A 22450-nucleotide genomic window follows, 5' to 3' on the forward strand; every position below is an offset into this window, starting at 1 on the left:
GCCCATGGCAGGATCGCCGAGCGCTCGGGCGCGGCTGAACTGTACGACCGAGCGTTTTGCCGTCTTGCCCATGGGCCAAAGGGCGCGGGGCGGATCGCATCCGACCGAAAGAAAATCCATGTTCGACATCCAAACCGAAGAGCTGATCTGGGGCGGGCGCAAGCTCGTGCTCGAAACCGGCAAGATCGCCCGCCAGGCCGACGGCGCCGTGCTCGCCACCTATGGCGAGACCGTCGTGCTCGCGACCATCGTCTCGGCCAAGGAGCCGAAGCCGGGCTTCGACTTCTTCCCGCTGACCGTGAACTACCAGGAAAAGACCTTTGCGGCCGGCCGCATCCCCGGCGGCTACTTCAAGCGCGAGGGACGCCCGACCGAGAAGGAGACGCTGGTCTCGCGCCTGATCGACCGGCCGATCCGCCCGCTCTTCGCCGATGGCTACAAGAACGACACCCAGGTGATCGTGACCGTGCTGCAGCACGATCTCGAGAATGATCCCGACATCGTCGCCATGGTCGCCGCCTCCGCCGCGCTGACGCTCTCCGGCGTGCCCTTCATGGGCCCGGTCGGCGCCGCCCGCGTCGGCTATGTCGACGGCGCCTACAAGCTCAACCCGCTGATCGACGAAGTGAAGGAATCGGCGCTCGACCTCGTCGTCGCCGGCACCCAGGACGCCGTCCTGATGGTCGAGTCGGAGGCCAAGGAGCTCTCCGAAGAGATCATGCTCGGCGCCGTGATGTTCGGCCACAAGCACTTCCAGCCGGTGATCGACGCGATCATCCGCCTCGCCGAGAAGGCCGCCAAGGAGCCGCGCGAGTTCAACCCGCCGGACGACCAGGCCGTGCTCGACGCGATCATGAAGGTCGGCGAGGCCGAGTTGCGCGCCGCCTACAAGATCACCGCCAAGGCCGAGCGCTATGCCGCCGTCGACGCCGTCAAGGCCAAGGTCGTCGCCGCGCTGGTCTCGGATGCGCCGGACGGCGTTTCGACCTTCAGCAAGGAGAAGGTCGGGGCCCAGTTCAAGGAAGCCCAGGCCAAGATCGTGCGCTGGAACATCCTCGACGACGGCATCCGCATCGACGGACGCGACGTCAAGACGGTGCGCAAGATCGTCGCCGAGGCCGGCGTCCTGCCGCGCACCCACGGCTCCTCGCTGTTCACTCGCGGCGAGACCCAGGCGCTGGTCGTGACCACGCTCGGCACGGGCGATGACGAGCAGTTTATCGACTCGCTGGAAGGCACCTACAAGGAGACCTTCCTGCTGCACTACAACTTCCCGCCCTATTCGGTCGGCGAGACCGGCCGCATGGGTTCGCCCGGCCGCCGCGAGATCGGCCATGGCAAGCTCGCCTGGCGCGCCATCCGCCCGATGCTGCCGGCCAAGGCGGAGTTCCCCTACACGATCCGCGTCGTCTCGGAGATCACCGAGTCGAACGGCTCCTCCTCGATGGCCACCGTCTGCGGCACCTCGCTGGCGCTGATGGATGCCGGCGTGCCGCTGAAGGCGCCGGTCGCGGGCATCGCCATGGGCCTGATCCTGGAAGGCGAGCGCTTCGCGGTGCTCTCCGACATCCTGGGTGACGAGGACCATCTCGGCGACATGGACTTCAAGGTCGCCGGTACCGCCGCGGGCATCACCTCGCTGCAGATGGACATCAAGATCGCCGGCATCACCGAGGAGATCATGAAGGTCGCCCTCGGCCAGGCCAAGGGCGGTCGCGACCACATCCTCGGCGAGATGAGCAAGGCCCTCTCGGCCTCGCGCACCCAGCTCGGCGAGTATGCGCCGCGCATCGAGACGATGAAGATCCCGGTCGACAAGATCCGCGAAGTCATCGGCTCCGGCGGCAAGGTCATCCGCGAGATCGTCGAGAAGACCGGCGCCAAGGTCAACATCGAGGACGACGGCACCATCAAGATCGCCTCGGCCGACGGCAAGTCGATCGAAGCCGCGATCAAGTGGATCAAGTCGATCGTCTCCGAGGCCGAGCCGGGCATGATCTATGACGGCACCGTCGTGAAGATCATGGAGTTCGGCGCCTTCGTGAACTTCTTCGGCGCCAAGGACGGTCTCGTCCACATCTCCGAGCTCGCCGCCCAGCGCGTCCAGAAGGTCTCGGACGTCGTCAAGGAAGGCGACAAGGTCAAGGTCAAGTTCCTCGGCCAGGACGATCGCGGCAAGATCCGCCTCTCGATGAAGGTCGTCGACCAGCAGACCGGCGAGGACATCACCGAGAAGCTGAAGGCCGCCCGCGACGCCGAGAAGAGCCGCGAGAAGCAGCAGGCCGAGTAAGGCCTGAAGCGCTCAGGCGTTTCACGTGAATCAGGACGCCCCCCGCATCGCAGGATGCGGGGGGCGTTTTCTTTTGGCGATTCCTCTGGTGCGACGCAGCGAACTCAAATAGTCTAGACTTATCTGCCTCGGAGACCGGCATGACCGCCCACCGCATCACCTCGCTGGATCAGCTCGCCTCGCTCTATCCGAACCCCGTCGCACCGGCTTCGCTCCTCAAGGAGATCGACCATGTCGATGCGAACTATGCGGCGCTGATCGCCGCCTCGCCGTTTTTCGTGCTCGCGACCAATGGTCCAGACGGGCTGGATTGCTCGCCGCGCGGCGATCTGCCGGGCTTTGTCACGGTCAGCGACGCGAAAACGCTGCTGATTCCCGACCGAAGAGGCAATAACCGACTGGATTCGCTCAAGAATATCCTGTTCGACAATCGAATCGGAATACTCTTCCTGGTCCCCGGCTACGGCGAAACCCTGCGCGTGAACGGCACTGCGACGCTTTCGAGCGATCCGGAGCTCTGCGCGCGCTTCGACATGGCGGGCAAGCTGCCGGCCTGCGTGATCGTGGTCACTGTCGAAGCCGCCTACTTCCAATGCTCGCGCGCGGTGGTGCGGGCCGATCTGTGGAACCCGGCGGCGCAGGTCGACAAGCGCTCGCTGCCGAGCGCCGGCACGATCCTGCGCGACATCTCGGCGCGCGCGGCAACGGAAGCGTTCGACGGCGAGGCCTACGACAAGGCGCTGCCGGAGCGAGTCAGGGCGACGTTGTATTGAGCGAGATTGCTCGACCGCGACCATGAGGGCGCGGGAACCCTCTCCTGTAAGGAGAGGGTAGGGTGAGGTGTTGGCCATTCACCAAGTTCCGCGAGGCCTGACCGCGCGGTGAGGTTCAGGCCAACGTTTCCAGTCCGAACACCTCACCCCTGCCCCTCTCCTTCCACGAGAGGGGTTCTCCGAAGCCCTACTCCAATCCCCCCACCGCCGCCTCGACCGCCTCGACGATCGAGCCGGAGCGGATCAGCGCCGTTGCCTGGTTCATCTCGGCGGCGTACCAGCGATCGCCGTCGAGCGCGGGCGGGATCGTCTCGCGCAGGGCGTCCAGCGCCGCCTGCGTGCCTTTGCCGAGCGGATGGGCCTTGGCCGTCTCGGCGATCAGCGACAGCGCCTGGCAAGCCATCAGGATCTCGCCGGCGATGATCATCTCGACATTCTCGACGACGGTGCGGGCCTTGCGGCCGCACCAGGTCGAGTTCGAGACGTGATCCTCGGCGTTCGACTTGCCGGGGATCGAATCGACCGAGCCCGGCGAAGACAAGGTGCGGTTCTCCATCACCAGCGCCGAGAGCGAGCATTGCACGGTGGCAAAGCCGGTATTCAGCCCGCGCTTGCCGGCGAGCAGGTTGCGCGGCAGGCCGTAGCTCAGCGTCGGGTCGATCAGCCTGGCGAGGCGGCGCTCGCAGATCGAGCCGAGATCGGTCATCGAGATCGCCAGCAGGTCCATGGCCTGCGCCACGTACTGGCCGTGGAAATGGCCGCCTGAGATCACCTGGTAGCCGCCGCCATCGGGGAAGATCAGCGGATTGTCCGTGGCCGAATTGGTCTCGGTCGCGATGATGCGGGAGACATAGTCGAGTGCCTCGCGAGCCGGGCCATGGACCTGCGGGGCGCAGCGCAGCGAGTAGACGTCCTGCACGCGGGGCGCCGGCGGCTTTCCGGGCGTGCGGCCGATCTCGTCGGGATAAATCGTCTCGCGCGCCGAAGCGGAGCAGCGCTTCGAGCCTTGCGTTAGCTTCAGCACATTGCGCGCGACCAGCGCCTGGCCGGGATGCGGGCGCGCCGCATGGACCCGCGGGTCGAAGGCGGCAAGCTCGCCACGCATCGCCTCGAGCGAGAGCGCCAAGCCGATATCGGCGGCCTTGATCAGGCGCCTGGCGTCCTCCGTCGCCAGCACGCCGAGGGCGAGCGAGACGGTCGAGCCGTTGATCAGGGCCGAGGCATCCTTGGCGCCGAGCGGGAAATCGGGAGCAAGGCCGGCCTTGGCCAGCGCCTCGCGCGCCGGCATGCGCTTGCCCTTGTAGACGGCCTCGGCCTCGCCAAAGCCACAGACCGCAGCCGCCATATGGGCGAGCGGCGCAAGATCGCCGGAGGCGCCGACCGAGCCCTTCTGCGGGATGACCGGGTGAACGCCGGCATTGAGGCAGGCGAGCAGGCGTTCGACCAGTTCGACCTGCGGGCCGGAATAGTTCGAAGCGAAGGCATTGGCACGCAGCAGCATCGTGGCGCGCGTAACGTCCTCGGCAAAGGGCTCGCCGATGCCGGTGGCATGGGCATAGACGCTCTTGCGCTGGTACTCGGTCATCTCCGTCATCAGCACGCGCTGGTCCTTGAACAGGCCGACGCCAGTGTTGAAGGAGTACATGAACGGCGCCTCGTCGTTCATGAAGTTCGCGTCGATATGCGCGCGCGTCGCGGCGATGGCGGCGCGGGCGGCAGGGGCGAGGCTCGCCTTCTCATAGCGGCCGGAAGCACCCGGCCGCGCCACGCGCACCACCTGCTTGCCCTTCAGCGTGCGCCCATCGATCGTTACGGCCATGGCCAGTCCCCGTTTCAGCTGAGGACGATCTAGAACCGGATCGCAGGAAATGGGAAGCTGGTTGCGGTCCGATATCGGCGCTTGCGCGCGCTTTGCCGGCCCAACCCGCGACATTGCTGCGCCTTTACCTGCGGCGCGCAATGCACAATGAAGGCGGCGCAGGAGGTTGCGATGGATTTCGAGAGCTTTTTCCGCGAGGAGCTGAGCCAGCTCCGCAAGGAGGGCCGCTACCGGGTCTTCGCCGATCTGGAACGCTGCGCCGGACGGTTTCCGCGCGCGATATTCCATGGCGGCGGCGGTCCGCGCGAGGTCACCGTCTGGTGTTCGAACGATTATCTCGGCATGGGCCAGCACCCGGTGGTGCTGAAGGCCATGCACGATGCGCTCGACGGTTGCGGCGCCGGCACCGGCGGGACGCGCAACATCGCCGGCACCAACCACTACCATGTGCTGCTCGAGCGCGAGCTCGCCGATCTGCACGGCAAGGAAGGCGCACTGCTGTTCAACTCCGGCTACATGTCGAACTGGGCCTCGCTCTCGACGCTGGCCTCGCGCATTCCGGGCTGCATCGTTCTGACCGATGCGCTGAACCACGCCTCGATGATCGAGGGCATCCGGCATTCGCGCGCCGACAAGGCAATCTTCGCCCATAACGACGCCGCCGATCTGCGCCGCAAGCTGCAGGCGATGGACCCGGCCCGGCCGAAGCTGATCGCCTTCGAATCGGTCTACTCGATGGATGGCGACATCGCCCCCGTCGCCGATTTCTGCGACATCGCCGAGGAATTCGGGGCGATGACCTATATCGACGAGGTCCACGCTGTCGGGCTCTATGGCCCGCGTGGCGGCGGCATCAGCGAGCGCGACGGCCTGAGCCACCGGCTCGACCTGATCGAGGGCACGCTGGCAAAATCCTTCAGCGTGATGGGCGGCTACATCACCGGCTCGGCGGCGCTCTGCGACTATCTGCGCAGCTTCGCCTCAGGCTTCATCTTCTCGAGCTCGCTGCCGCCGACGCTGGCGGCCGGGGCGCTCGCCGCGATCCGCCATCTCAAGACGAGCTCGGTCGAGCGCGACCGCCAGCGGGACCGGGTTCAGACCTTGCGCCGGCGCCTCGACGAGGCCGGCATCCCGCATCTGCCGAACCCCAGCCATATCGTGCCCGTGATGGTCGGCGACGCCGTGCGCTGCAAGCAGATCAGCGACGAGATGCTCGAGCGCTTTTCGATCTACGTCCAGCCGATCAACTACCCGACCGTGCCGCGCGGCACCGAGCGGCTGCGGATCACGCCGACGCCGCTGCATTCGGACGAGGATATCGAGACCCTGGTCCAGGCGCTGAGCACGATCTGGGGCGCGCTCGGATTGCAGCGCGCCGCCTGAGCGGCAGGAGCTTCCAAAATGAGAAAGCCCGGGCCTTGCGGCCCGGGCTTTTTTCGTGTCGTCGCAGGTCCGACGATCGTGCCGGAAGAGCCGGTTCAGAGCAGGCCGTTATTGCCGGCGAGCGTCTTCAGCCCGACATCCGGCCGGGCGCCGACATGGCTGATGATCTCGGCGGCGGCGAGCGCGCCGAGGCGCAGGCAGTCGCGGGTCTCGCGGCCGGAGGTCAGGCCGAACAGGAAGCCGGCGGCGAAGAGATCGCCAGCGCCGGTCGCGTCGACCAGGCGCTCGATCGGGAAGACCGGCTCGGCGACGATGCCCTCCGGCGTCACGGCAAGCGCGCCGTTCTCCGAGCGGGTGACGACGGCGAGCACGTTCTCGGCGCGCAGGCCGGCCAGCGCCGTATCGAAATCCGAGGTCTCGTAGAGGCTCTTCAGCTCGTGCTCGTTGGCGAAGACGAGATCGACCGTGCGGTTGCGCACCAGGCCGAGGAACTCGCTGCGGTAACGGTCGACGCAGAAGGAATCCGAGAGCGTGATGGCGACGCGGCCGCCGGCCTTGTGGGCGATCTCGGAGGCCTTGCGGAAGGCGTCCTTGGCCGCCGGCGGATCCCAGAGATAGCCTTCGAGATAGACGATGTCGGCGTTCTCGATCGCGGCCGGATCGACATCGGCCGGGGAGAGGCCCTGGCAGGCACCGAGATAGGTGTTCATGGTGCGCTCGCCATCGGGCGTGACGATGATGAAGGAGCGCGCCGTCGCCGGCCCGTCAGTGGCAGCCGCCGTGTCGAAGGCGACGCCGAGCGAGGTCAGGTCATGCCGATAGAGGCCGCCGAGCTCGTCGGCCTTGACCTTGCCGATGAAGGCACCGTTGCCGCCGAACGAGGCGAGGCCGGCGATGGTGTTGGCGGCCGAGCCGCCGGAGATGACCTTGCCCGGCCCCATCGCGGCATAGAGAGACTCCGCTCGCGCCTCGTCGATCAGGGCCATCGACCCCTTCACCAGCCCGTGGCTGGCGAGGAAATCCTCCTCGGCCGTGGCGATGACGTCGACAATGGCGTTGCCGAGAGCGAGCACGTCGTAGCGCTTGGAGGTCATGAGGCTTTCCGGAGGTTGAGGGATTTGCGGGCGTGTCGCATCGGGCGCAGCTTCGGTCAAGCGCCGCCGCGGCGGCGGGCGGCGCTGTCGAGGATAGAGGACAGGGCCGCCAGATCGGACGGGCCGAGCCATTCGATCTCGCGGGCGAGCCGATTGGCGAACAGGGTCGCTTCCGGTTCCAGCCCGGCGGTGTCGACGGTGACGCGCGGATGCGAGAGATCGGCGAGGCGGATCAGTTCGTCGGCCTCGTCCCAGATGATGCCAAGGACATGGATCGCACCCTGGATCAGGGTGAAGGTCGGCTGGCCGCGCTTGCCGTGCTCGAGCGCCGAGAGATAGGCGGGGGTGACGCCTAGCGCCTGCGCCATCTGGGCTAGGGTGACGCCGCGGGCGGCGCGCAATTCGCGAACCCTGCGGCCATAGGGCGTCATGACTGCGGCCCGCGGGGGCGGCGCAGACGGATATAGAGCGCGCCCGAACCACCATGGCGCTGCTCGGCCTCGTCGAAGCCGAGCACCAGCGGCCGCAGATCGGCAAGGCTGAGCCAATGCGGCACATTGCGGCGCAGGACGCCGCGTTCCGAGCCGAAGCCGAAATCGCCGGCGCCGCCCTTGCCGGTCACCACCAGGACGAGCTTGGCTCCGCGCATCTGCTGGCTGCGCAGAAAGCCGCGCAGGGCCGCATGCGCCTCGTCCTGGCGCATGCCGTGCAGGTCGATCGCCGCCTCGACGCCCTGCTTGCCGCGGCGCAGCTGGGTGCGCAGACGCCTCTCCAGCGGCGCGAGCGGCGGCGGCGCCGGTTTCGCCGCGATCGCCTTCGGTGCGGCCATGGCGGGCGCCGGCCGCGGCGGTTCGGGCTGGAGCACGGGGATCTCGGGCTCGGGCTCAGCCTCGACCGGCTTGCGACCGGCGAGCGGCGTCACCGTACGCGCGACCTGGCGCCACAGCGCGATCTCGGCCTCGGAGAGCAATTTGCCACGGCGGCGCGGCATCGCCTCAGCGCCCCCGCCCACGCGGCCAGAGCACGATCAGGTCGAAGGGATGGCGGATCAGGCCGGCGCGGTGGCCGGCCTGCGGGCCGGAGCCGACGAAGAGGTCGATCCGGGCCGGGCCGAGGATCGCCGAGCCGGTATCCTGCGCCAGCACGAGGCGCGACAGCGCCTCCGAACCACCCGTCCCGTCCGGGACCTCGCCGGCGATCCAGGCCGGCGTGCCATAGGGCCAGACCGTGCGGTCGACGGCGATGCTGCGCAATGGCGTCAGCGGCAGGCCAGCGGCGCCGATCGGCCCGGATTCAGGCGGAAGATCATCGCGGCGGGCGAAAAAGACGAAGGAGCGGTTGAGCCGGATCAGTTCGCGGGCGAAACCGGCATCGGCCTTCAGCCGTGCGATCAGCCGGTCCATGGTCATCTCTGCCGGCGGGATGTTCTCACGACGGCTAAGCTCGCGACCGAGCGAGGTGTAGGGATGGCCGTTGCGGCCGGCATAGACCAGCCGCGTGACCCTGCCATCCGGCAGGCGGATCCGGCCTGAGCCCTGGACCTGCAGCACGAAACGGTCGACCGGATCGCGCATCCAGAGGATCTCGAGGCCCTGGCCGTCGAGCGCGCCATCCTCGATCGCGGCGCGGTCGGGAAAGACCTCGAGGCCGCGCTTGCCGCGCCGGGCCGAGGACAGGGTCGGATCGAAACCGGGCCAGTCGTCGCCCGACATCTTGGTGACGAGGTCGACGGGGCGGCCATAGAGCGGTGTCGGGAAGGCGGGGCCTGGCGTCAGCGAGCCCTCGAACTCCGGCTCGAAATAGCCGGTCATGAAGCCGCGGCCGGTCTCGGCCGGGCGGACCCGCCAGAACGAGAAGCGGTCCTCGAAGAATTTCCGGGCAGTCGCGCGGTCGGGTTCGCCGGCCTTCAGCAGCGCGGCGGCCTCGGTGCAGAGCGCGGGCAGGCCGGGCGGCGGCTTGATGCCCTGGCGCAGCGGCGGGTCGGTCTCGCAGCCCTGAGCGAAGAGACGTAGCACGACCCGGTGGTCGTCCTGCGCCCAGCCGGCGATCTCGCCGGCGGCTACGGGCTCGATGCGGGCGCCGGCGGGAGCGGGTGGGGCGCTGGCCGTCACTGCCGATACGCCTGCGGCCCAGAGGCCCAGAACGAGACCGGCGGCACGGATCACGCGGCCGATTCGGTCGCGACCAGCAGCCAGTTCGGATCGCGGCTGCCGAGCTGACGCGAGAAGGTCCAGACGTCGTTGACCTCGGAGACGCTGTCGGCGCTGCCGTCGACGACATTGCCCTGCGCATCGCGCACGACGCTGATCAGCTGCGAGACGAAGGCGATGGTGACCTGAGCGGTCTTGCCCTTGACGTCGACGGCGGTGATCTCTGCCTTGTCGATCGAGACGAAGTTCGACTCCGCCTTCTCGCCACGCTTCTCGCGCTCGCTGATCGCCTGCTCGAAGCCCTCATAGACTTCCTTGGCGAGCAGGCCCTTCAGCATCTTGCGATCGCCGCGCGCGAAAGCGGTGACGATCGTCTCATAGGCGGCCTTGGCACCGCCGAGGAAGCCGCGCGGATCGAAGCCGGGCTCCTGGCGGGCGATTTCCTCGATGCCGGCGATGATCGGCGAACCGGCAGGGGCGATATCCTTCCAGCGGTCTGCATCTGGGACTTCGGCAGCGGTCGGATCGTTGGCGGCACCGGGCAGGCGGATGACATTGTCGCGACGCGCATCGGCCGGCGACGCCTGGTCAGGCCGCACCGAGGTCTCGCGGCGCTGGAACGGATCGGCCGGCGGCTTTTCATGCCCGGTCTTCTGGCCGAGCACGGAACGCAGCTTCCAGGCGACGAAGACCGCCAGGGCCAGGAAGACCAGTGTCGTCATATCGAAGTTTTGCATCGACGGCTGATCCAAACCTTAAAAATACGATCGCAAGCGGGCCCGTGACCACGGCCCATCTCCCGGCGGGATATGGTGACTGAGGCTCGTAACATCCACCCCCCGGCCGCGACAAGCGTTCTCAGAGAGCCTTAGCTTGTGCCAGCACGGCCGCCATGATAGCCGACGCGGGTCCGGCGCTCGCGGCACGGCGGACAGTTTCCGCAATTATGCGGAGTTTTCCGTCAGGGCCGCCTAGAAGACGATGGGACCGATGGCCAACGAAAACGGCAATGGCGCGGGCGACGCCAACCAGCAGGGGCCGAGCCTCAACACGCTTGTCCAGTACATCAAGGACTTCTCCTTCGAGAACCCGAACGCGCCGCGCTCGCTCTCCGGCCAGCAGCAGCAGGGTCCGCAGATCGGCCTGCAGGTCAACGTCACCGCGAACGCGCTGGGCGACACCGAGTTCGAAGCGGTCCTGACGCTGGAAGGCAAGGCGACCGTCGGCAACGACACCCTGTTCGCCTTCGAGCTGAGCTATGCTGGCGTGTTCCGCATCCTCGGCGTGCCGCAGGAGCAGCTGCATGCGGTGGTGATGATCGACTGCCCGCGCCTGCTCTTCCCCTTCGCGCGCCAGATCGTCGCCGACGCCGTGCGCAATGGCGGCTTCCCGCCGCTCTACATCGATCCGATCGATTTCGCCGCGCTCTATCGCCAGCGTCTCGAAGAGCTGCAGAACCAGCAGCCGCCGGCCGGAACGCCGGCCTCCTGAGCGACAAGCACAGAAAAACCGCTACGAGAAGAGCCCTTCGGGGCTCTTTTTTTGTGCCTGCTTCACTGGCCACGCCTTGCAACCGCGCCCGGGCCGCCCATTTCGGCATGACCGAAGCGCCTTCCACCCCGGAAGGTCCGGTTCAAAATCTTGCTGGAGTTTCGATGGACGCCCTGATGACACTTGCCGCCGACCCCACAGTCTGGGCGGCTCTCGGGGCGCTGATCGCAATGGAGGTCGTGCTCGGCATCGACAACCTGATCTTCATCTCGATCCTGACCAACAAGCTCCCGGAACATCAGCGCTCGCGCGGCCGCAAGATCGGCATCGGCCTGGCGCTGATCCTGCGTCTCGCCCTTCTCTCGACCGTCGCCATCATCGTCCAGCTCACCACGCCGGTGTTCTCGGTGTTCGGCAAGGCCTTCTCCTGGCGCGACATCATCCTGATCGCCGGCGGCCTGTTCCTGGTCTGGAAGGCGACCAAGGAGATCCACCACAAGGTCGACCCCAATCACGGGCCCGACATGTTCGAGGGTGGCTCGGCGGCCGCCGTGACCTTCGGCGGCGTGATCTTCCAGATCCTGCTGCTCGACCTGGTCTTCTCGATCGACAGCATCATCACCGCCGTCGGCATGACCGATCACATCCCGGTGATGGTGATTGCGGTCGTCGTCGCGGTGCTGGTCATGCTGCTTGCGGCCGACCCGCTGGCGCGCTTCATCGACAAGAACCCGACCATCGTGATGCTGGCGCTGGGCTTCCTCTTGATGATCGGCGGCACACTGATCGGCGAAGGCTTCGGCGCCCATGTGCCCAAGGGCTACATCTACGCCGCCATGGCCTTCTCGGCCCTGATCGAAGGCCTCAACATGCTGTCGCGCCGGGCCGACCGGCGCAAGGGAAGCTGAGGCCTTGCCTCAGCCTTCCTCGGCCAGGCCGAGATAGCCGCGCCAGAGCGGCGCGGCCTTGAACTTCCCGACAAAGGCCTCGTGCGCCGCGCGCTCCTCGTCCGAGAGCCGCGGCGCCAAAGGGCGCAGCCGGACCGGCCGCTCGATGACAGCCGCAAGGCCGGCGCCCGGCCGCCCCGCCAGTTCGGCGCCGAGGCCGAGGCTGGTCTGCTTGCCGCCGATCAGCTCGATATAGACCTCGGCGAGGATCTCGGAGTCGAGCAGCGCGCCGTGCTTGGTGCGGCGGCTGTTGTCGATGCCATAGCGCGAGCAGAGCGCATCGAGGCTGTTGCTGGCACCGGGATGCTTGCGCCGCGCCATGGCGAGCGTGTCGACCACCAGCGCCGGAACGATCGGCGGCAGGCCGAGCCGGCCGAACTCCATGTTGATGAAGCCGACGTCGAAGGCGGCGTTGTGAATCACCAGCTTGGCGTCCGCGATGAAGGCGGCGAACTCGCCGGCGATGGTGGCGAAGACCGGCTTATCGGAGAGGAAGGCCTCGGACAGCCCGTGCACCCTGAAGGCGCCTTCCGGCATGTCCCGTTCGGGATTGATGTAGATGTGATAGTTGCGGCCGGTCGGGCAGTGGTTGACCAGCTCGACGCAGCCGATCTCGACGATGCGGTCGCCCTTCAGCGGTTCGACGCCGGTGGTCTCGGTATCGAGAACGATCTCGCGCACGTTCAGCCTCTCCGCTCGCCGCGGCCGGGACGGCCGGCCAACGCCACGAGGATAGAATGGACCTGCCGCCGCGCCGCCAGAAGGCCGCGCGAGGTGTCCACAAGGAAGTGGGCGCGCCGTCGCTTCTCGGTATCAGGCATCTGCCGGGCGAGGATCGCCTCGAACTTGTCCTCGGTGACGCCGGGGCGGGCAAGCACCCGGGCGCGCTGGACCTCAGCCGGAGCGGTGATGACGACGACGGCGTCGCAGCGGCCTTCGCCGCCGGTCTCGAACAGCAAGGGTATGTCCAGGACGGCAACGTCCGCCCCATCCTTGCGGCACTGCGCCAGGAAGGCCTGCTCTTCGCCCCGGACCAGCGGATGAATGATCGCCTCGAGCTTGGTCAGCGCTTCGGGGCGGCCAAGCACCGCGGCGGAGAGCTTCGTCCGGTCGACCACGCCATCGACGACGACCCCGGGAAAGGCTGCCTCGATCTCGGAAGCGGCGGCACCGGAATAGAGTCGGTGTACGGCCTGATCGGCGTCGTAGACCGGCACCCCCTCGGCACGGAACATATCCGAGGTCGTCGACTTGCCCATGCCGATCGAGCCGGTCAGTCCGAGCAGGAAGGTCATGCTCCGCCTCCGCTAAACCGCCGGGATGTCGGCTTCGAGCCGGGCCCGCAGTGCCTGCGTCACCTGCGGGCGCACGCCGAACCAGCGCTCGAAGCCGGGGATCGCCTGATGCAATAGCATGCCGAGCCCGTCGACAGGCAGGCCGCCGCGCGCCCGCGCCCCGGCGAGCAAGGCGGTCTCCAGCGGCACGTAGACGATATCGTCGACGATGGTTCCCGGCCGCAAGCCGGCAAGATCAAGTTCGAGCAGCGGCTGGCCCTGCATGCCGAGCGAGGTGGTGTTGACGATGAGATCGCTCACCGCGACCAGCCCGTAGGCCTCGCCCCAGCCGCGCGCCTCGACGTTCGCGCCAAACTCTGCGGCGAGCTCCTGCGCCCGCGCCGGGCTGCGATTGACCAGGACGATGCGGCCGACGCCGCGCTCGGCGAGGCCATGGACGACGGCACGGGCCGCACCGCCGGCACCGAGGATCAGCGCTGTCCCGACCCTGCTGTCCCAGCCAGGCACGCGATCATCGAGATGGGCGAGGAAGCCGAAGGCGTCGGTATTGTCGCCATGGAGCTTGCCGTCCTCCATCCAGATCGTATTGACGGCGCCCATGCGGCGCGCGGTTTCGCTGACATGGTCGAGCAGCGGCAGCACCGCTTCCTTGTTCGGCACGGTGACATTACCGCCGGCGAATTCTCCCGAACGGATGCGGTCGAGGAAGGCAGCGACCTCGCCCGGCGGTACGTCGACGCGCTCATAGCTGCCGCCCAGGCCATGCTCGGCGAGCCAATGGCCATGAATCACGGGCGAGCGCGAATGGGCGACGGGATGGCCGATGATGAAGCAGCGTGTCATGGGTCGGAGCCGTTGGTTCAGGCAAGAAGCTCGAGTTCGCGCAAAGCCGCGAGCAAGTCGAGCAGGGGCAGGCCGAGAATGGTGAAATGGTCGCCGTCGATGCCGCTGAACAATTGCGCACCGAGGCCTTCGATCTGATAGCCGCCGACGCTCGCGGTCGCAGCCGGGCCGGCCTCGGCGACATAGCGCTCGATGAAGCCAGCATCGAGCTCGCGCATGAGCATGCCGACCTGCCGGCTTCCGTTGCGGACGACGACACCGTCGCGAGCCAATGCGAAGGCGGAGGTGAGCTCATGGCGCTTGCCGGACAGCGCGGCGATCTGCAGCAGAGCGGCATTCTCGTCGACCGGCTTATGGAAGGCGATGCCTTCGCAGGTCAGGGTCTGGTCGGCGCCGAGCACCCAGCGACCCGGCATGTCCTGCGAGACAGCAAGAGCCTTGGCGGCGGCGAGCGTCGCGGCGACACCGAACGCTTCGCCTCCCCCGGCGAGGAAGTCCGTCTCGACGGCACGCTCGTCGACTTCGGGCCGGATGGCCTCGATCGGCAGGCCCGCATTCTCCAGCATGCTGCGCCGGGTCGCGCTGCCGGACGCCAGGACCAAGGCCGTGTCGCCACGCCAGAAGGAGCCGGAAGCGCTCACGTCGCGATGAACTTCAAGCGATGGTCGCGCAGCAGGTCGAGGATCGCCGCCGCGGTTTCCTCGATCGAACGACGGGTGACGTCGATCACCGGCCAGCCCCTCCTGGCGCAGAGCTTGCGTGATTGGGCGATCTCGTCGGCGACCGCATCGGGATCGACATAGGGCGTCTCGTCGTCCGCCCGCATCGAGAGCAGACGGTTCTGACGGATCTGAATGATGCGCTCGGCGCTGGCGACGAGGCCGACGATCAACGGCTTCTTGAGACGCTCCAGCTCCGGCGGCAGCGGCACATGCGGCACCAGCGGGACATTGGCGGTCTTGATGCCGCGATTGGCGAGATAGATGCTGGTCGGCGTCTTCGAGGTCCGGCTGATGCCGACCAGGATGACATCGGCGCTTTCGAGATCGCCGCCGAGCTGCCCGTCATCATGCATCAGCGTGTAGTTCATCGCATCGATGCGGCGGAAATATTCGGCGTTGAGGACGTGCTGCGCGCCGGGACGGGTCGCAGAGGCCTGGCCGAGATAGGACTGGAACAACGAGAGCACCGGCTGCAGCACCGAGAGGCAGGGGCAGCCGATCTCCCGGCAGAAGCTTTCGAGGCGCTCAGCCCATTCCGGTTCGACCAGGGTATAGAGCACGACGCCGGGCGACGACTCGATCTCGGCGAGCACACGCGAAAGCTGGTTCTCGGAGCGAACCAGCGGATAGACGTGCTCGATCGCCGATACAGCCTCGTATTGCGCAGCGGCGGCCCGACTCACCGCGATCAGGGTTTCGCCGGTCGCGTCGGAGACCAGGTGCAGATGAAAATAATTGCGCGGCACGACTGCTCCCAGCCTCGTCAGGCCCCCTGAGGTTTCTGGTCTAGCGCGCGAAGCCGGCAATTGGAATCGCCCGCGGACGGCGAAGACCGGCGAATCAGCCCTGGGGAAGGCTGGGGACAAGTCAGGCTCTTCGCAGAGCCTCCGGACGAGCCCGGGATAACCCCCTTGATCGCTCAACAGGCATGCCTGTGTGGACAGGAGGCGGATGTTTCACGTGAATCATTTCCAGGCGTGGCATCGCAGCGCACGCCAGCGCCGATTCCAATTCGTTAAGAAGCTCTTAACGGATGGCCGGGCAGCTTCGCACCTCCGAACCCGAGCCCGGACAGGCTGTGGATCGGTTGTGGATGGGATTGTGCCGGGCTATGTCCGGGGTCCCAAGAGTCAAAACAAAAGACTCTCTAAATTTAAAGATTCTCTTAAGGCCGGTCGGTGGACCGCCGCCGAGGGTAAGCGAGCACGATGACCACCTCCCTTTTCCTGCGCGCACTCTCTGGCGAAAAGACGGCGATTCCTCCGCTCTGGCTGATGCGCCAGGCCGGACGCTATCTGCCGGAGTATCGCGAGGTCAGGGCAAAGGCCGGCGGCTTCCTCGACCTCTGCTACAATCCGGCCTTCGCCACCGAAGTGACCTTGCAGCCGATCCGGCGCTTCGGCTTCGACGCCGCGATCCTGTTCTCGGACATTCTCGTCGTTCCGCATGCGCTCGGCCAGAAGGTCTGGTTCGCCGAGGGCGAGGGTCCGAAGCTGGAAGCCCTCGCCGATGCGGGCGACCTTGCAAGGCTTGACGAGGAGCTCAATCTGGAACGGCTTGCGCCGGTGTTCGAGACCGTCGAGCGCGTCCGGGCGGCTCTGCCCGCCGAGACCGCGCTGATCGGCTTCTGCGGCGCTCCCTGGACGGTGGCGAGCTATATGCTTGCCGGCAAGGGTACCCCCGACCAGGCGCCGGCCAGGCTCGTGGCCTATAGCGACCCGGTCTTCCTCGATCGGCTGATCGAACGACTGGTCGAGGCCTCGATCATTTATCTCAACCGCCAGATCGATGCCGGCGCCCAGGTCGTGCAGGTCTTCGAGAGCTTTGCCAGCGCCCTGCCGCCGAGCCTGATCGAGAAGCTCTCCTTCGCGCCGCTGCGCCGGATCGTCGCTGGCGTGAAGGCGAAGCATCCGCAGGTCAAGGTGATCCTGTTCGCGCGCGGTGCCGGCCCGCGGCTGGAAGGGCTGGCGCAATGCAGCGGCGCCGACGGCATCGGCCTCGATTGGGGCGTCGATCCGCGCTGGGCCGCCGCGACGCTCAATCCGGAGGTGACGCTGCAGGGCAATCTCGACCCGCTGGCGCTGATCGCCGGTGGCGAGGCGCTGCGACATGATGTTGCGGCGATCCGCGAGGCGATGTCCGAGCGGGCCTTTATCTTCAATCTCGGTCATGGCATCCAGCCGCAGACCCCGGTCGCTCATGTCGAGCAACTGGTGAAGCTGGTTCGTTCGTAAGGATTAGCCGCCGTGAGCTATGAGTGGATCAAGGCCTTCCATGTGATGGCGATCATCGCCTGGATGGCGGGCATGCTCTATCTGCCCCGCCTGATGGTCTACCATGCCGAGGCGCAGGTCGGCTCGATCCAGTCCGAGACGTTCAAGATCATGGAACGGCGGCTGCTGAAGGGCATCATCAACCCGTCGATGACCCTGGCCTGGATTCTCGGCCTCTACCTCGCCTGGAGCGGCTTCGCCTTCAAAGGCGGCTGGCTGCACGGCAAGATCCTGCTCGCACTGGTGCTGTCGGGCATCCATGGCTATCTCGTCGGCCGGGTCCGCGCCTTTGCCGAGGATCGCAACGACAAGTCGGCGCGCTTCTACCGGATCCTGAACGAGGTCCCGGCCGTGATCATGGCGGCGATCGTCATCCTGGTCATCGTCAAGCCGTTCTGAACCACGCTCGCGGTTTCCCGCTTGAGCGACGCTGGGAAAGCAGCTATCAGAAGTTGCGCTTCCTGTTTGCGTCCTTCCTCTCGTCGACGGCTCGTGCCACGGCTGCTCCCGCAGGCGACCACGACATTCCGACATGCGGGCCACCGGCCCCATCCCGTCGATTCCCTCCTCTGCCTCCGCCCGAGGCTCCCCGCCCGGGCCGTTAACACCCAGACCCAGGTGCCCCATGCGGGAAATCAAACTCCACGAACTCAAGGTCAAATCGCCGACTGAACTGCTTGCCTTCGCCGAAGGCATGGAGGTCGAGAATGCGAGCACGATGCGCAAGCAGGAGCTCATGTTCGCGATCCTGAAGCAGCTCGCGGCGAAGGAGACCGAAATCCTCGGCGAAGGCGTCGTCGAGGTCCTGCAGGACGGCTTCGGCTTCCTGCGTTCCTCCGATTCGAACTACTTGCCGGGCCCGGACGACATCTATGTCTCGCCCTCGCAGATCCGGAAATTCGGCCTGCGCACCGGCGACACGGTCGAAGGCCCGATCCGCGGACCCAAGGATGGCGAGCGCTATTTCGCCCTGCTCAAGGTCAACACGATCAATTTCGAGGATCCCGAGAAGATCCGGCACAAGATCCATTTCGACAATCTGACGCCGCTCTATCCCGATGAGCGTCTGCGGCTCGAGGTCCAGGATCCGACCAAGAAGGATTTCTCGCCGCGCGTCATCGACATCGTCGCGCCGATCGGCAAGGGCCAGCGCGCCCTGATCGTCGCGCCGCCGCGTACCGGCAAGACCGTGCTGCTGCAGAACATCGCGCAGTCGATCACCACCAACCATCCCGAGTGCTACCTGATCGTTCTGCTGATCGACGAGCGCCCCGAGGAAGTCACCGACATGCAGCGCTCGGTGAAGGGCGAGGTGGTGTCCTCGACCTTCGACGAGCCGGCGACCCGCCACGTCCAGGTCGCGGAGATGGTGATCGAGAAGGCCAAGCGCCTGGTCGAGCATGGCCGCGATGTCGTCATCCTGCTCGATTCGATCACCCGCCTCGGCCGCGCCTACAACACCGTCGTGCCGTCCTCCGGAAAGGTCCTGACCGGCGGTGTCGACGCCAACGCCCTGCAGCGGCCGAAGCGCTTCTTCGGCGCAGCCCGCAACATCGAGGAAGGCGGCTCGCTGACCATCGTCGCGACCGCGCTGATCGATACCGGCAGCCGCATGGACGAAGTCATCTTCGAGGAGTTCAAGGGCACCGGTAACTCGGAAATCGTGCTCGACCGCAAGGTGGCGGACAAGCGCATCTTCCCGGCGATCGACATCCTCAAGTCCGGCACCCGCAAGGAAGAGCTCATCACGCCGCGCTCGGATCTGCAGAAGACCTATGTGCTGCGCCGCATCCTCAACCCGATGGGCCCGCAGGACGCGATCGAGTTCCTGATCGACAAGCTGCGCCAGACCAAACAGAACTCCGAGTTCTTCGACTCGATGAACACCTGACCGGCGATCATCGTCACCACGGAATGCAGAGGCCCCGGCGCAAAGCCGGGGCCTTTTTCGTGACGACGTCCTCGTCGAAGCTCACGGCGCAGCTGCAACCGCTTCGGCCAATCGATTCGGGTCCGTGACGGGTGGGAGGCAGCGGCCATGCCGGCAGATGAAGGCGGCGCCATTGCCGGCCTGCTTGGCATAGGCGTGGGCGGGATGATCGGGCGGTAGGCCGTCCGGATCGGGACAGGTGACCAGCATCGTCGTCAGATGCGGTAGTGCCAGCGCCGCCTCGCGACCGGGCCCGGCCAGTACGATCTCGACGCCGTTGCGCGCGAGATCATAGGCGTTCAGGACCGAGCCATGGGCCATCGGCGCGCGTGCGGCAACGGCGAGTATGGCCGAGAGAAATCGGTCGGCCTGCTTGCGATCTTCGGCCAAGCCGGTCTGCGCGGCGATCCGCAGGAGGTTGGCGGCATGCAGGCCGTTGGCATTCGGCACCGCATCGTCGTGAGTCGGCCTGGGTATGACCGGAAGTTCCGCAGAGTCAGCCCGAGTCATGCGCAGAAGGCCTGAGTCGGCCTCGCGGTAGTACCCATCCAGATGCGAGCTCCAACGTCTGGCGAGAGCGAAGTAGTGCTCATCTCCAGTTGAGTCATGCAGCGCCAGAGCGGCCTCGGCCATCGCGGCATGGTCGAGGGCGAAGCCCGGCGCGATCAACCGACCGCCACGGTAAGAGTGCGCGAGACCGGCGCCATCCGCCATGGATTCGGCAACGAAACGAAAGGCGCCGACGGCGAGCGCAAGCCAGTCCTTGCGGCCGAGGATTCCGGCGGCGCGGACGAGGCCGGAGATCATCAACCCGTTCCAGTCGGCCAGAATCTTATCGTCGCGACCGGGCGGAACGCGCTTGTTGCGGGCGGCCAGCAGGTTTGCGCGAAGCTCGGCGAGGACTATCGCGATGTCCGGCGAAGGATCGGCCGTCTCCAGCCGGTTGAGAATGGCGTGGCCTTCCCAATTGCCCTCGGCGGTCACGTCGTAGTGCTGCCCGAACAGGGCAGCGTCGTCGGCTTCGAGCAGCCGCGCGAGCTCGGCCGGGGTCCAGACGTAGAACTTGCCCTCCTCGCCCTCGGAATCGGCGTCGAGGCTCGCGGCGAATGCGCCTTCGGGCAGGAGCATGTCGCGTTCCAGCCAACCGACAATGCCTTCCGCCGCTTCGAGCAGGAGCGGCTCGCCGGTTCGTGCCGCCTCGAGCGCGTAGAGCGGCAGGAGCTGGGCATTGTCGTAGAGCATCTTCTCGAAATGCGGCACGAGCCAGCGCTCGTCGACCGCATAGCGGGCAAAGCCGCCGCCGAGATGGTCATGGATGCCGCCACGGGCCATCTGCTCCAGCGTCCGGTTCGCCGCCTGGCGCGAATCATGGTCGGCGCTGCGTTCGGCATGGCGCCAGAGGAACTCGATCAGGCCGGGGTTGGGGAATTTGGGCGCTCCGGCGAGCCCGCCATGGTCGCGGTCGAAACGCCGGGCTATGCCGCGGGCGAGGCCATCGAGATCGGGTTCCGGCACGGCTTCGTCTGCCGGCCTGCTCTCGCTCTGCTGCAACGCATGGCGTATGGCCTCGGCATTGCGACGGATTCGCTCGGGATCCTGCTGGTGGATGCCGGCGAGCTGGCGCAGCACGGAGACGAAGCTCGGCCTTCCATAGCGCGCCGTGGGCGGGAAATAGGTGCCGCCCCAGAAGGGCGCGCCGTCCGAATCGAGGAACATGGTCAGCGGCCAGCCGCCCTGCTCGCCGAGGCTGTGCAGCGCGTTCATGTAGACATGGTCGATGTCCGGCCGTTCCTCGCGATCGACCTTGATGTTCACGAAGAGCTCGTTCATCACCGCGGCGGTCGCGGGATCCTCGAAACTTTCATGCGCCATGACATGGCACCAGTGACAGGCGGCATAGCCGACCGAAAGCAGGACCGGCCGTCGGCTGGCCTTCGCCTCGGCAAAGGCTTCCTCGCTCCATTCCCACCAGTCGACGGGATTGTCGCGATGCTGCAGCAGATAGGGGCTGGCGGCGTGCCTGAGGCGGTTCATGAGCGGGCTTCCCGGTCGGGGCCGGCCAAACTGACGCAATAGGCCGGTGAAGGAGCGCGGTATGACTGGCACAGCCTATCCGACGATCGTGGCGCTGTCCTCCGCCGCCGGCAGAGCAGGCGTCGCGGTGGTGCGGGTCTCGGGCAGTCAGGTCCGATTCGTACTCGAAACGATTCTGGGAACGGTGCCGAAACCGCGGCTGGCCCGGCTCTCCGCCCTGCGCGACCGCGATGGCGAGGTGATCGATCAGGGGCTCGTGCTTTACTTTCCGGGGCCTGGGAGCTTCACCGGCGAGGATGTCGCTGAGTTCCAGGTCCACGGCTCGCGCGCCGTGCTGTCGCGGCTCCTGTCGACCCTGACCGCCCTGCCCGGCCTGCGCCTTGCCGAGCCCGGCGAATTCACAAGGCGTGCCTTCGAGGCCGGAAAGCTCGACCTTGCCGCCGTCGAAGGCCTGGCCGACCTGATCGATTCGGAGACGGAATGGCAGCGTCGGCAGGCGCTGCGCCAGATGGAAGGCGCGCTCGGCATCGCCGCGGCCGAATGGCGTACCGCGCTGATCAAGGCGATGATGCTGCTCGAGGCGGAGATCGATTTTGCCGATGAAGGCGATGTTTCGGGGCCGCTGATCGCGGAGGCGGTCGGCATTGCACGGACGGTACTACCGAGTCTTCAATCCGCGCTGGGCAGCTTCAGGGCCGGTGAGCGCGTCCGTGAGGGCTTCGTCGTCGTGCTGGCCGGGCCGCCCAATGCCGGCAAGTCGAGCCTCTTGAATGCGCTGGCACGCCGCGACGTCGCCATCGTCTCGCCGATCGCCGGCACGACCCGCGACGCGATCGAGGTCCGACTCGATCTCGGCGGCATACCGGTCTTGCTGGTCGATACCGCTGGGCTACGCGAAAGCGCAGATGAGATCGAAGTCGAAGGCGTGAGACGAGCCCTGCAGCGCGTGGCCGATGCCGATCTCACCCTGCACCTGCGTGCGATCGATTCGGACCCGGTACCGTTGCCGGAGGGCGCGTCGAGCCTTGCGATCGTGACCAAGATCGATCTGCCGGGCGAGCAGCGGACCGGAGAGGTTGGGGTCTCGGCGCGAAGCGGAGAAGGCGTCGACGAACTGATCGAGCTGATCGGTGCGCGCCTGCGGGACATGGCGAGCCCCGAGCCGGCCTTGCTGACCCGCGAGAGGCAGCGGATCGCGGTTGGCGAAGCGGTCTCGGCCATCATCCGTGCGGAGGCTCTCGATCATAGCCAGCCCGAGCTGATCGCCGAGGAATTGCGGCTGGCGGCGCGTGCCCTGGAGCGGCTGGTCGGGCGGATCGATGTCGAAGACGTGCTCGACAGCCTGTTCTCCGGCTTCTGCATCGGCAAGTAAGCCGGCTGCCAGGCAGCGATTTCGTCGCACGAGG

21 protein-coding genes are annotated in these 22450 nt (G+C 66.9%); 9 read left to right on the forward strand and 12 right to left on the reverse strand.

Annotated elements, in window-relative coordinates; all coding sequences use genetic code 11:
* The first annotated feature begins 118 nt into the window (after positions 1-118).
* Together pnp and AC1REK_RS22655 are read left to right on the forward strand one after the other, a co-directional pair.
* A complete protein-coding gene (pnp, locus tag AC1REK_RS22650) occupies positions 119-2290 on the forward strand; it encodes a polyribonucleotide nucleotidyltransferase (RefSeq protein WP_316019838.1) in 2172 nt (723 codons plus the stop codon).
* 140 nt (positions 2291-2430) lie between these two features.
* Positions 2431-3063, forward strand: a complete 633-nt coding sequence (locus AC1REK_RS22655) for a pyridoxamine 5'-phosphate oxidase family protein (RefSeq protein ID WP_492270110.1) — start codon at positions 2431-2433, stop codon at positions 3061-3063.
* 187 nt (positions 3064-3250) lie between these two features.
* On the opposite strand, the gene AC1REK_RS22660 is transcribed toward AC1REK_RS22655, so the two are convergent.
* Complete coding sequence (locus AC1REK_RS22660) at positions 3251-4882, reverse strand: HAL/PAL/TAL family ammonia-lyase (RefSeq protein WP_492270109.1); 1632 nt, start codon at positions 4880-4882, stop codon at positions 3251-3253.
* Between the two features lie 171 nt (positions 4883-5053).
* Here AC1REK_RS22660 and hemA point away from each other — a divergent pair, with 171 nt between their 5' ends.
* Complete coding sequence (gene hemA / locus AC1REK_RS22665) at positions 5054-6265, forward strand: 5-aminolevulinate synthase (protein WP_492270108.1); 1212 nt, start codon at positions 5054-5056, stop codon at positions 6263-6265.
* A gap of 95 nt (positions 6266-6360) precedes the next feature.
* On the opposite strand, the gene AC1REK_RS22670 is transcribed toward hemA, so the two are convergent.
* The 5 genes from AC1REK_RS22670 to AC1REK_RS22690 are packed head-to-tail and all read right to left on the reverse strand — an operon-like array spanning position 6361 to position 10246.
* Positions 6361-7359, reverse strand: a complete 999-nt coding sequence (locus AC1REK_RS22670) for an adenosine kinase (RefSeq protein WP_327520534.1) — start codon at positions 7357-7359, stop codon at positions 6361-6363.
* A gap of 56 nt (positions 7360-7415) precedes the next feature.
* Positions 7416-7790 carry a helix-turn-helix domain-containing protein gene (locus AC1REK_RS22675; RefSeq protein ID WP_291637511.1) on the reverse strand — a complete coding sequence of 125 codons (375 nt, stop codon included), beginning with the start codon at positions 7788-7790 and terminating at the stop codon, positions 7416-7418.
* Positions 7787-8350, reverse strand: a complete 564-nt coding sequence (locus AC1REK_RS22680; RefSeq protein WP_492270107.1) for a Smr/MutS family protein — start codon at positions 8348-8350, stop codon at positions 7787-7789. The genes AC1REK_RS22675 and AC1REK_RS22680 overlap by 4 nt, the downstream gene beginning before the upstream one ends.
* A 4-nt stretch (positions 8351-8354) precedes the next feature.
* Positions 8355-9524 (reverse strand): murein transglycosylase A, encoded by a 1170-nt coding sequence (mltA, locus tag AC1REK_RS22685; RefSeq protein WP_492270106.1) that lies wholly within the window; start codon positions 9522-9524, stop codon positions 8355-8357.
* On the reverse strand, positions 9521-10246 hold the full coding sequence (locus tag AC1REK_RS22690; RefSeq protein ID WP_316020980.1) for a Tim44/TimA family putative adaptor protein: 726 nt from the start codon (positions 10244-10246) through the stop codon (positions 9521-9523). Before AC1REK_RS22690 ends, mltA begins: the two co-directional genes overlap by 4 nt.
* Before the next feature lie 244 nt (positions 10247-10490).
* Between AC1REK_RS22690 and secB the strand changes: the two genes are divergently transcribed.
* The gene (gene secB, locus AC1REK_RS22695) at positions 10491-11000 is read left to right on the forward strand and encodes a protein-export chaperone SecB (RefSeq protein WP_390893531.1); all 510 of its coding nucleotides are present in this window, start codon (positions 10491-10493) and stop codon (positions 10998-11000) included.
* A gap of 164 nt (positions 11001-11164) precedes the next feature.
* Positions 11165-11908 (forward strand): TerC family protein, encoded by a 744-nt coding sequence (locus tag AC1REK_RS22700; protein ID WP_327520537.1) that lies wholly within the window; start codon positions 11165-11167, stop codon positions 11906-11908.
* A gap of 9 nt (positions 11909-11917) precedes the next feature.
* Here the strand turns inward: AC1REK_RS22700 and dnaQ are convergent, their stop codons facing one another.
* Genes dnaQ through AC1REK_RS22725 form a run of 5 tightly spaced genes read right to left on the reverse strand, consistent with a single transcriptional unit; the run spans position 11918 to position 15553 of the window.
* The gene (gene dnaQ / locus AC1REK_RS22705; RefSeq protein WP_327520538.1) at positions 11918-12628 is read right to left on the reverse strand and encodes a DNA polymerase III subunit epsilon; all 711 of its coding nucleotides are present in this window, start codon (positions 12626-12628) and stop codon (positions 11918-11920) included.
* 2 nt (positions 12629-12630) lie between these two features.
* Positions 12631-13242, reverse strand: coding sequence for a dephospho-CoA kinase (gene coaE / locus AC1REK_RS22710; protein WP_492270105.1), 612 nt, complete (start codon positions 13240-13242; stop codon positions 12631-12633).
* Positions 13243-13254: 12 nt separating this feature from the next.
* A complete protein-coding gene (locus AC1REK_RS22715) occupies positions 13255-14085 on the reverse strand; it encodes a shikimate dehydrogenase (protein ID WP_492270104.1) in 831 nt (276 codons plus the stop codon).
* Between the two features lie 17 nt (positions 14086-14102).
* Positions 14103-14726, reverse strand: a complete 624-nt coding sequence (locus tag AC1REK_RS22720; RefSeq protein WP_492270103.1) for a Maf family protein — start codon at positions 14724-14726, stop codon at positions 14103-14105.
* Positions 14723-15553, reverse strand: a complete 831-nt coding sequence (locus AC1REK_RS22725) for a pyruvate, water dikinase regulatory protein (RefSeq protein WP_316020987.1) — start codon at positions 15551-15553, stop codon at positions 14723-14725. The genes AC1REK_RS22720 and AC1REK_RS22725 overlap by 4 nt, the downstream gene beginning before the upstream one ends.
* A gap of 462 nt (positions 15554-16015) precedes the next feature.
* On the opposite strand from AC1REK_RS22725, the gene hemE reads away from it, so the two are divergent.
* The 3 genes from hemE to rho all read left to right on the forward strand — a co-directional run bounded on the left by hemE (position 16016) and on the right by rho (position 18971).
* Entirely contained in the window at positions 16016-17041 is a 1026-nt protein-coding gene (hemE, locus tag AC1REK_RS22730; RefSeq protein WP_492270102.1) for a uroporphyrinogen decarboxylase, read from the forward strand.
* A gap of 12 nt (positions 17042-17053) precedes the next feature.
* Positions 17054-17479 carry a protoporphyrinogen oxidase HemJ gene (gene hemJ / locus AC1REK_RS22735; RefSeq protein WP_327520544.1) on the forward strand — a complete coding sequence of 142 codons (426 nt, stop codon included), beginning with the start codon at positions 17054-17056 and terminating at the stop codon, positions 17477-17479.
* 226 nt (positions 17480-17705) lie between these two features.
* The gene (gene rho, locus AC1REK_RS22740) at positions 17706-18971 is read left to right on the forward strand and encodes a transcription termination factor Rho (protein ID WP_066473551.1); all 1266 of its coding nucleotides are present in this window, start codon (positions 17706-17708) and stop codon (positions 18969-18971) included.
* An 81-nt stretch (positions 18972-19052) separates the two neighbouring features.
* Here the strand turns inward: rho and AC1REK_RS22745 are convergent, their stop codons facing one another.
* Positions 19053-21044: a thioredoxin domain-containing protein gene (locus tag AC1REK_RS22745; protein ID WP_492270101.1), complete on the reverse strand. Its 1992-nt coding sequence runs from the start codon at positions 21042-21044 to the stop codon at positions 19053-19055.
* 61 nt (positions 21045-21105) lie between these two features.
* On the opposite strand from AC1REK_RS22745, the gene mnmE reads away from it, so the two are divergent.
* Positions 21106-22416, forward strand: coding sequence for a tRNA uridine-5-carboxymethylaminomethyl(34) synthesis GTPase MnmE (gene mnmE, locus AC1REK_RS22750; protein WP_492270100.1), 1311 nt, complete (start codon positions 21106-21108; stop codon positions 22414-22416).
* The last annotated feature ends 34 nt before the right edge of the window (positions 22417-22450 follow it).

This window comes from Allobosea sp. GW823-FHT02B03 (assembly GCF_058797755.1).

What these genes read in the sequence shown, in the direction of transcription:
- pnp (WP_316019838.1), top strand. Translation starts at nt 119, where the DNA reads ATGTTCGACATCCAAACCGAAGAGCTGATCTGGGGCGGGCGCAAGCTC.
- AC1REK_RS22655 (WP_492270110.1), top strand. Translation starts at nt 2,431, where the DNA reads ATGACCGCCCACCGCATCACCTCGCTGGATCAGCTCGCCTCGCTCTAT.
- AC1REK_RS22660 (WP_492270109.1), bottom strand. Translation starts at nt 4,882, where the DNA reads ATGGCCGTAACGATCGATGGGCGCACGCTGAAGGGCAAGCAGGTGGTG.
- hemA (WP_492270108.1), top strand. Translation starts at nt 5,054, where the DNA reads ATGGATTTCGAGAGCTTTTTCCGCGAGGAGCTGAGCCAGCTCCGCAAG.
- AC1REK_RS22670 (WP_327520534.1), bottom strand. Translation starts at nt 7,359, where the DNA reads ATGACCTCCAAGCGCTACGACGTGCTCGCTCTCGGCAACGCCATTGTC.
- AC1REK_RS22675 (WP_291637511.1), bottom strand. Translation starts at nt 7,790, where the DNA reads ATGACGCCCTATGGCCGCAGGGTTCGCGAATTGCGCGCCGCCCGCGGC.
- AC1REK_RS22680 (WP_492270107.1), bottom strand. Translation starts at nt 8,350, where the DNA reads ATGCCGCGCCGCCGTGGCAAATTGCTCTCCGAGGCCGAGATCGCGCTG.
- AC1REK_RS22690 (WP_316020980.1), bottom strand. Translation starts at nt 10,246, where the DNA reads ATGCAAAACTTCGATATGACGACACTGGTCTTCCTGGCCCTGGCGGTC.
- secB (WP_390893531.1), top strand. Translation starts at nt 10,491, where the DNA reads ATGGGACCGATGGCCAACGAAAACGGCAATGGCGCGGGCGACGCCAAC.
- AC1REK_RS22700 (WP_327520537.1), top strand. Translation starts at nt 11,165, where the DNA reads ATGGACGCCCTGATGACACTTGCCGCCGACCCCACAGTCTGGGCGGCT.
- coaE (WP_492270105.1), bottom strand. Translation starts at nt 13,242, where the DNA reads ATGACCTTCCTGCTCGGACTGACCGGCTCGATCGGCATGGGCAAGTCG.
- AC1REK_RS22715 (WP_492270104.1), bottom strand. Translation starts at nt 14,085, where the DNA reads ATGACACGCTGCTTCATCATCGGCCATCCCGTCGCCCATTCGCGCTCG.
- hemE (WP_492270102.1), top strand. Translation starts at nt 16,016, where the DNA reads ATGACCACCTCCCTTTTCCTGCGCGCACTCTCTGGCGAAAAGACGGCG.
- rho (WP_066473551.1), top strand. Translation starts at nt 17,706, where the DNA reads ATGCGGGAAATCAAACTCCACGAACTCAAGGTCAAATCGCCGACTGAA.
- AC1REK_RS22745 (WP_492270101.1), bottom strand. Translation starts at nt 21,044, where the DNA reads ATGAACCGCCTCAGGCACGCCGCCAGCCCCTATCTGCTGCAGCATCGC.
- mnmE (WP_492270100.1), top strand. Translation starts at nt 21,106, where the DNA reads ATGACTGGCACAGCCTATCCGACGATCGTGGCGCTGTCCTCCGCCGCC.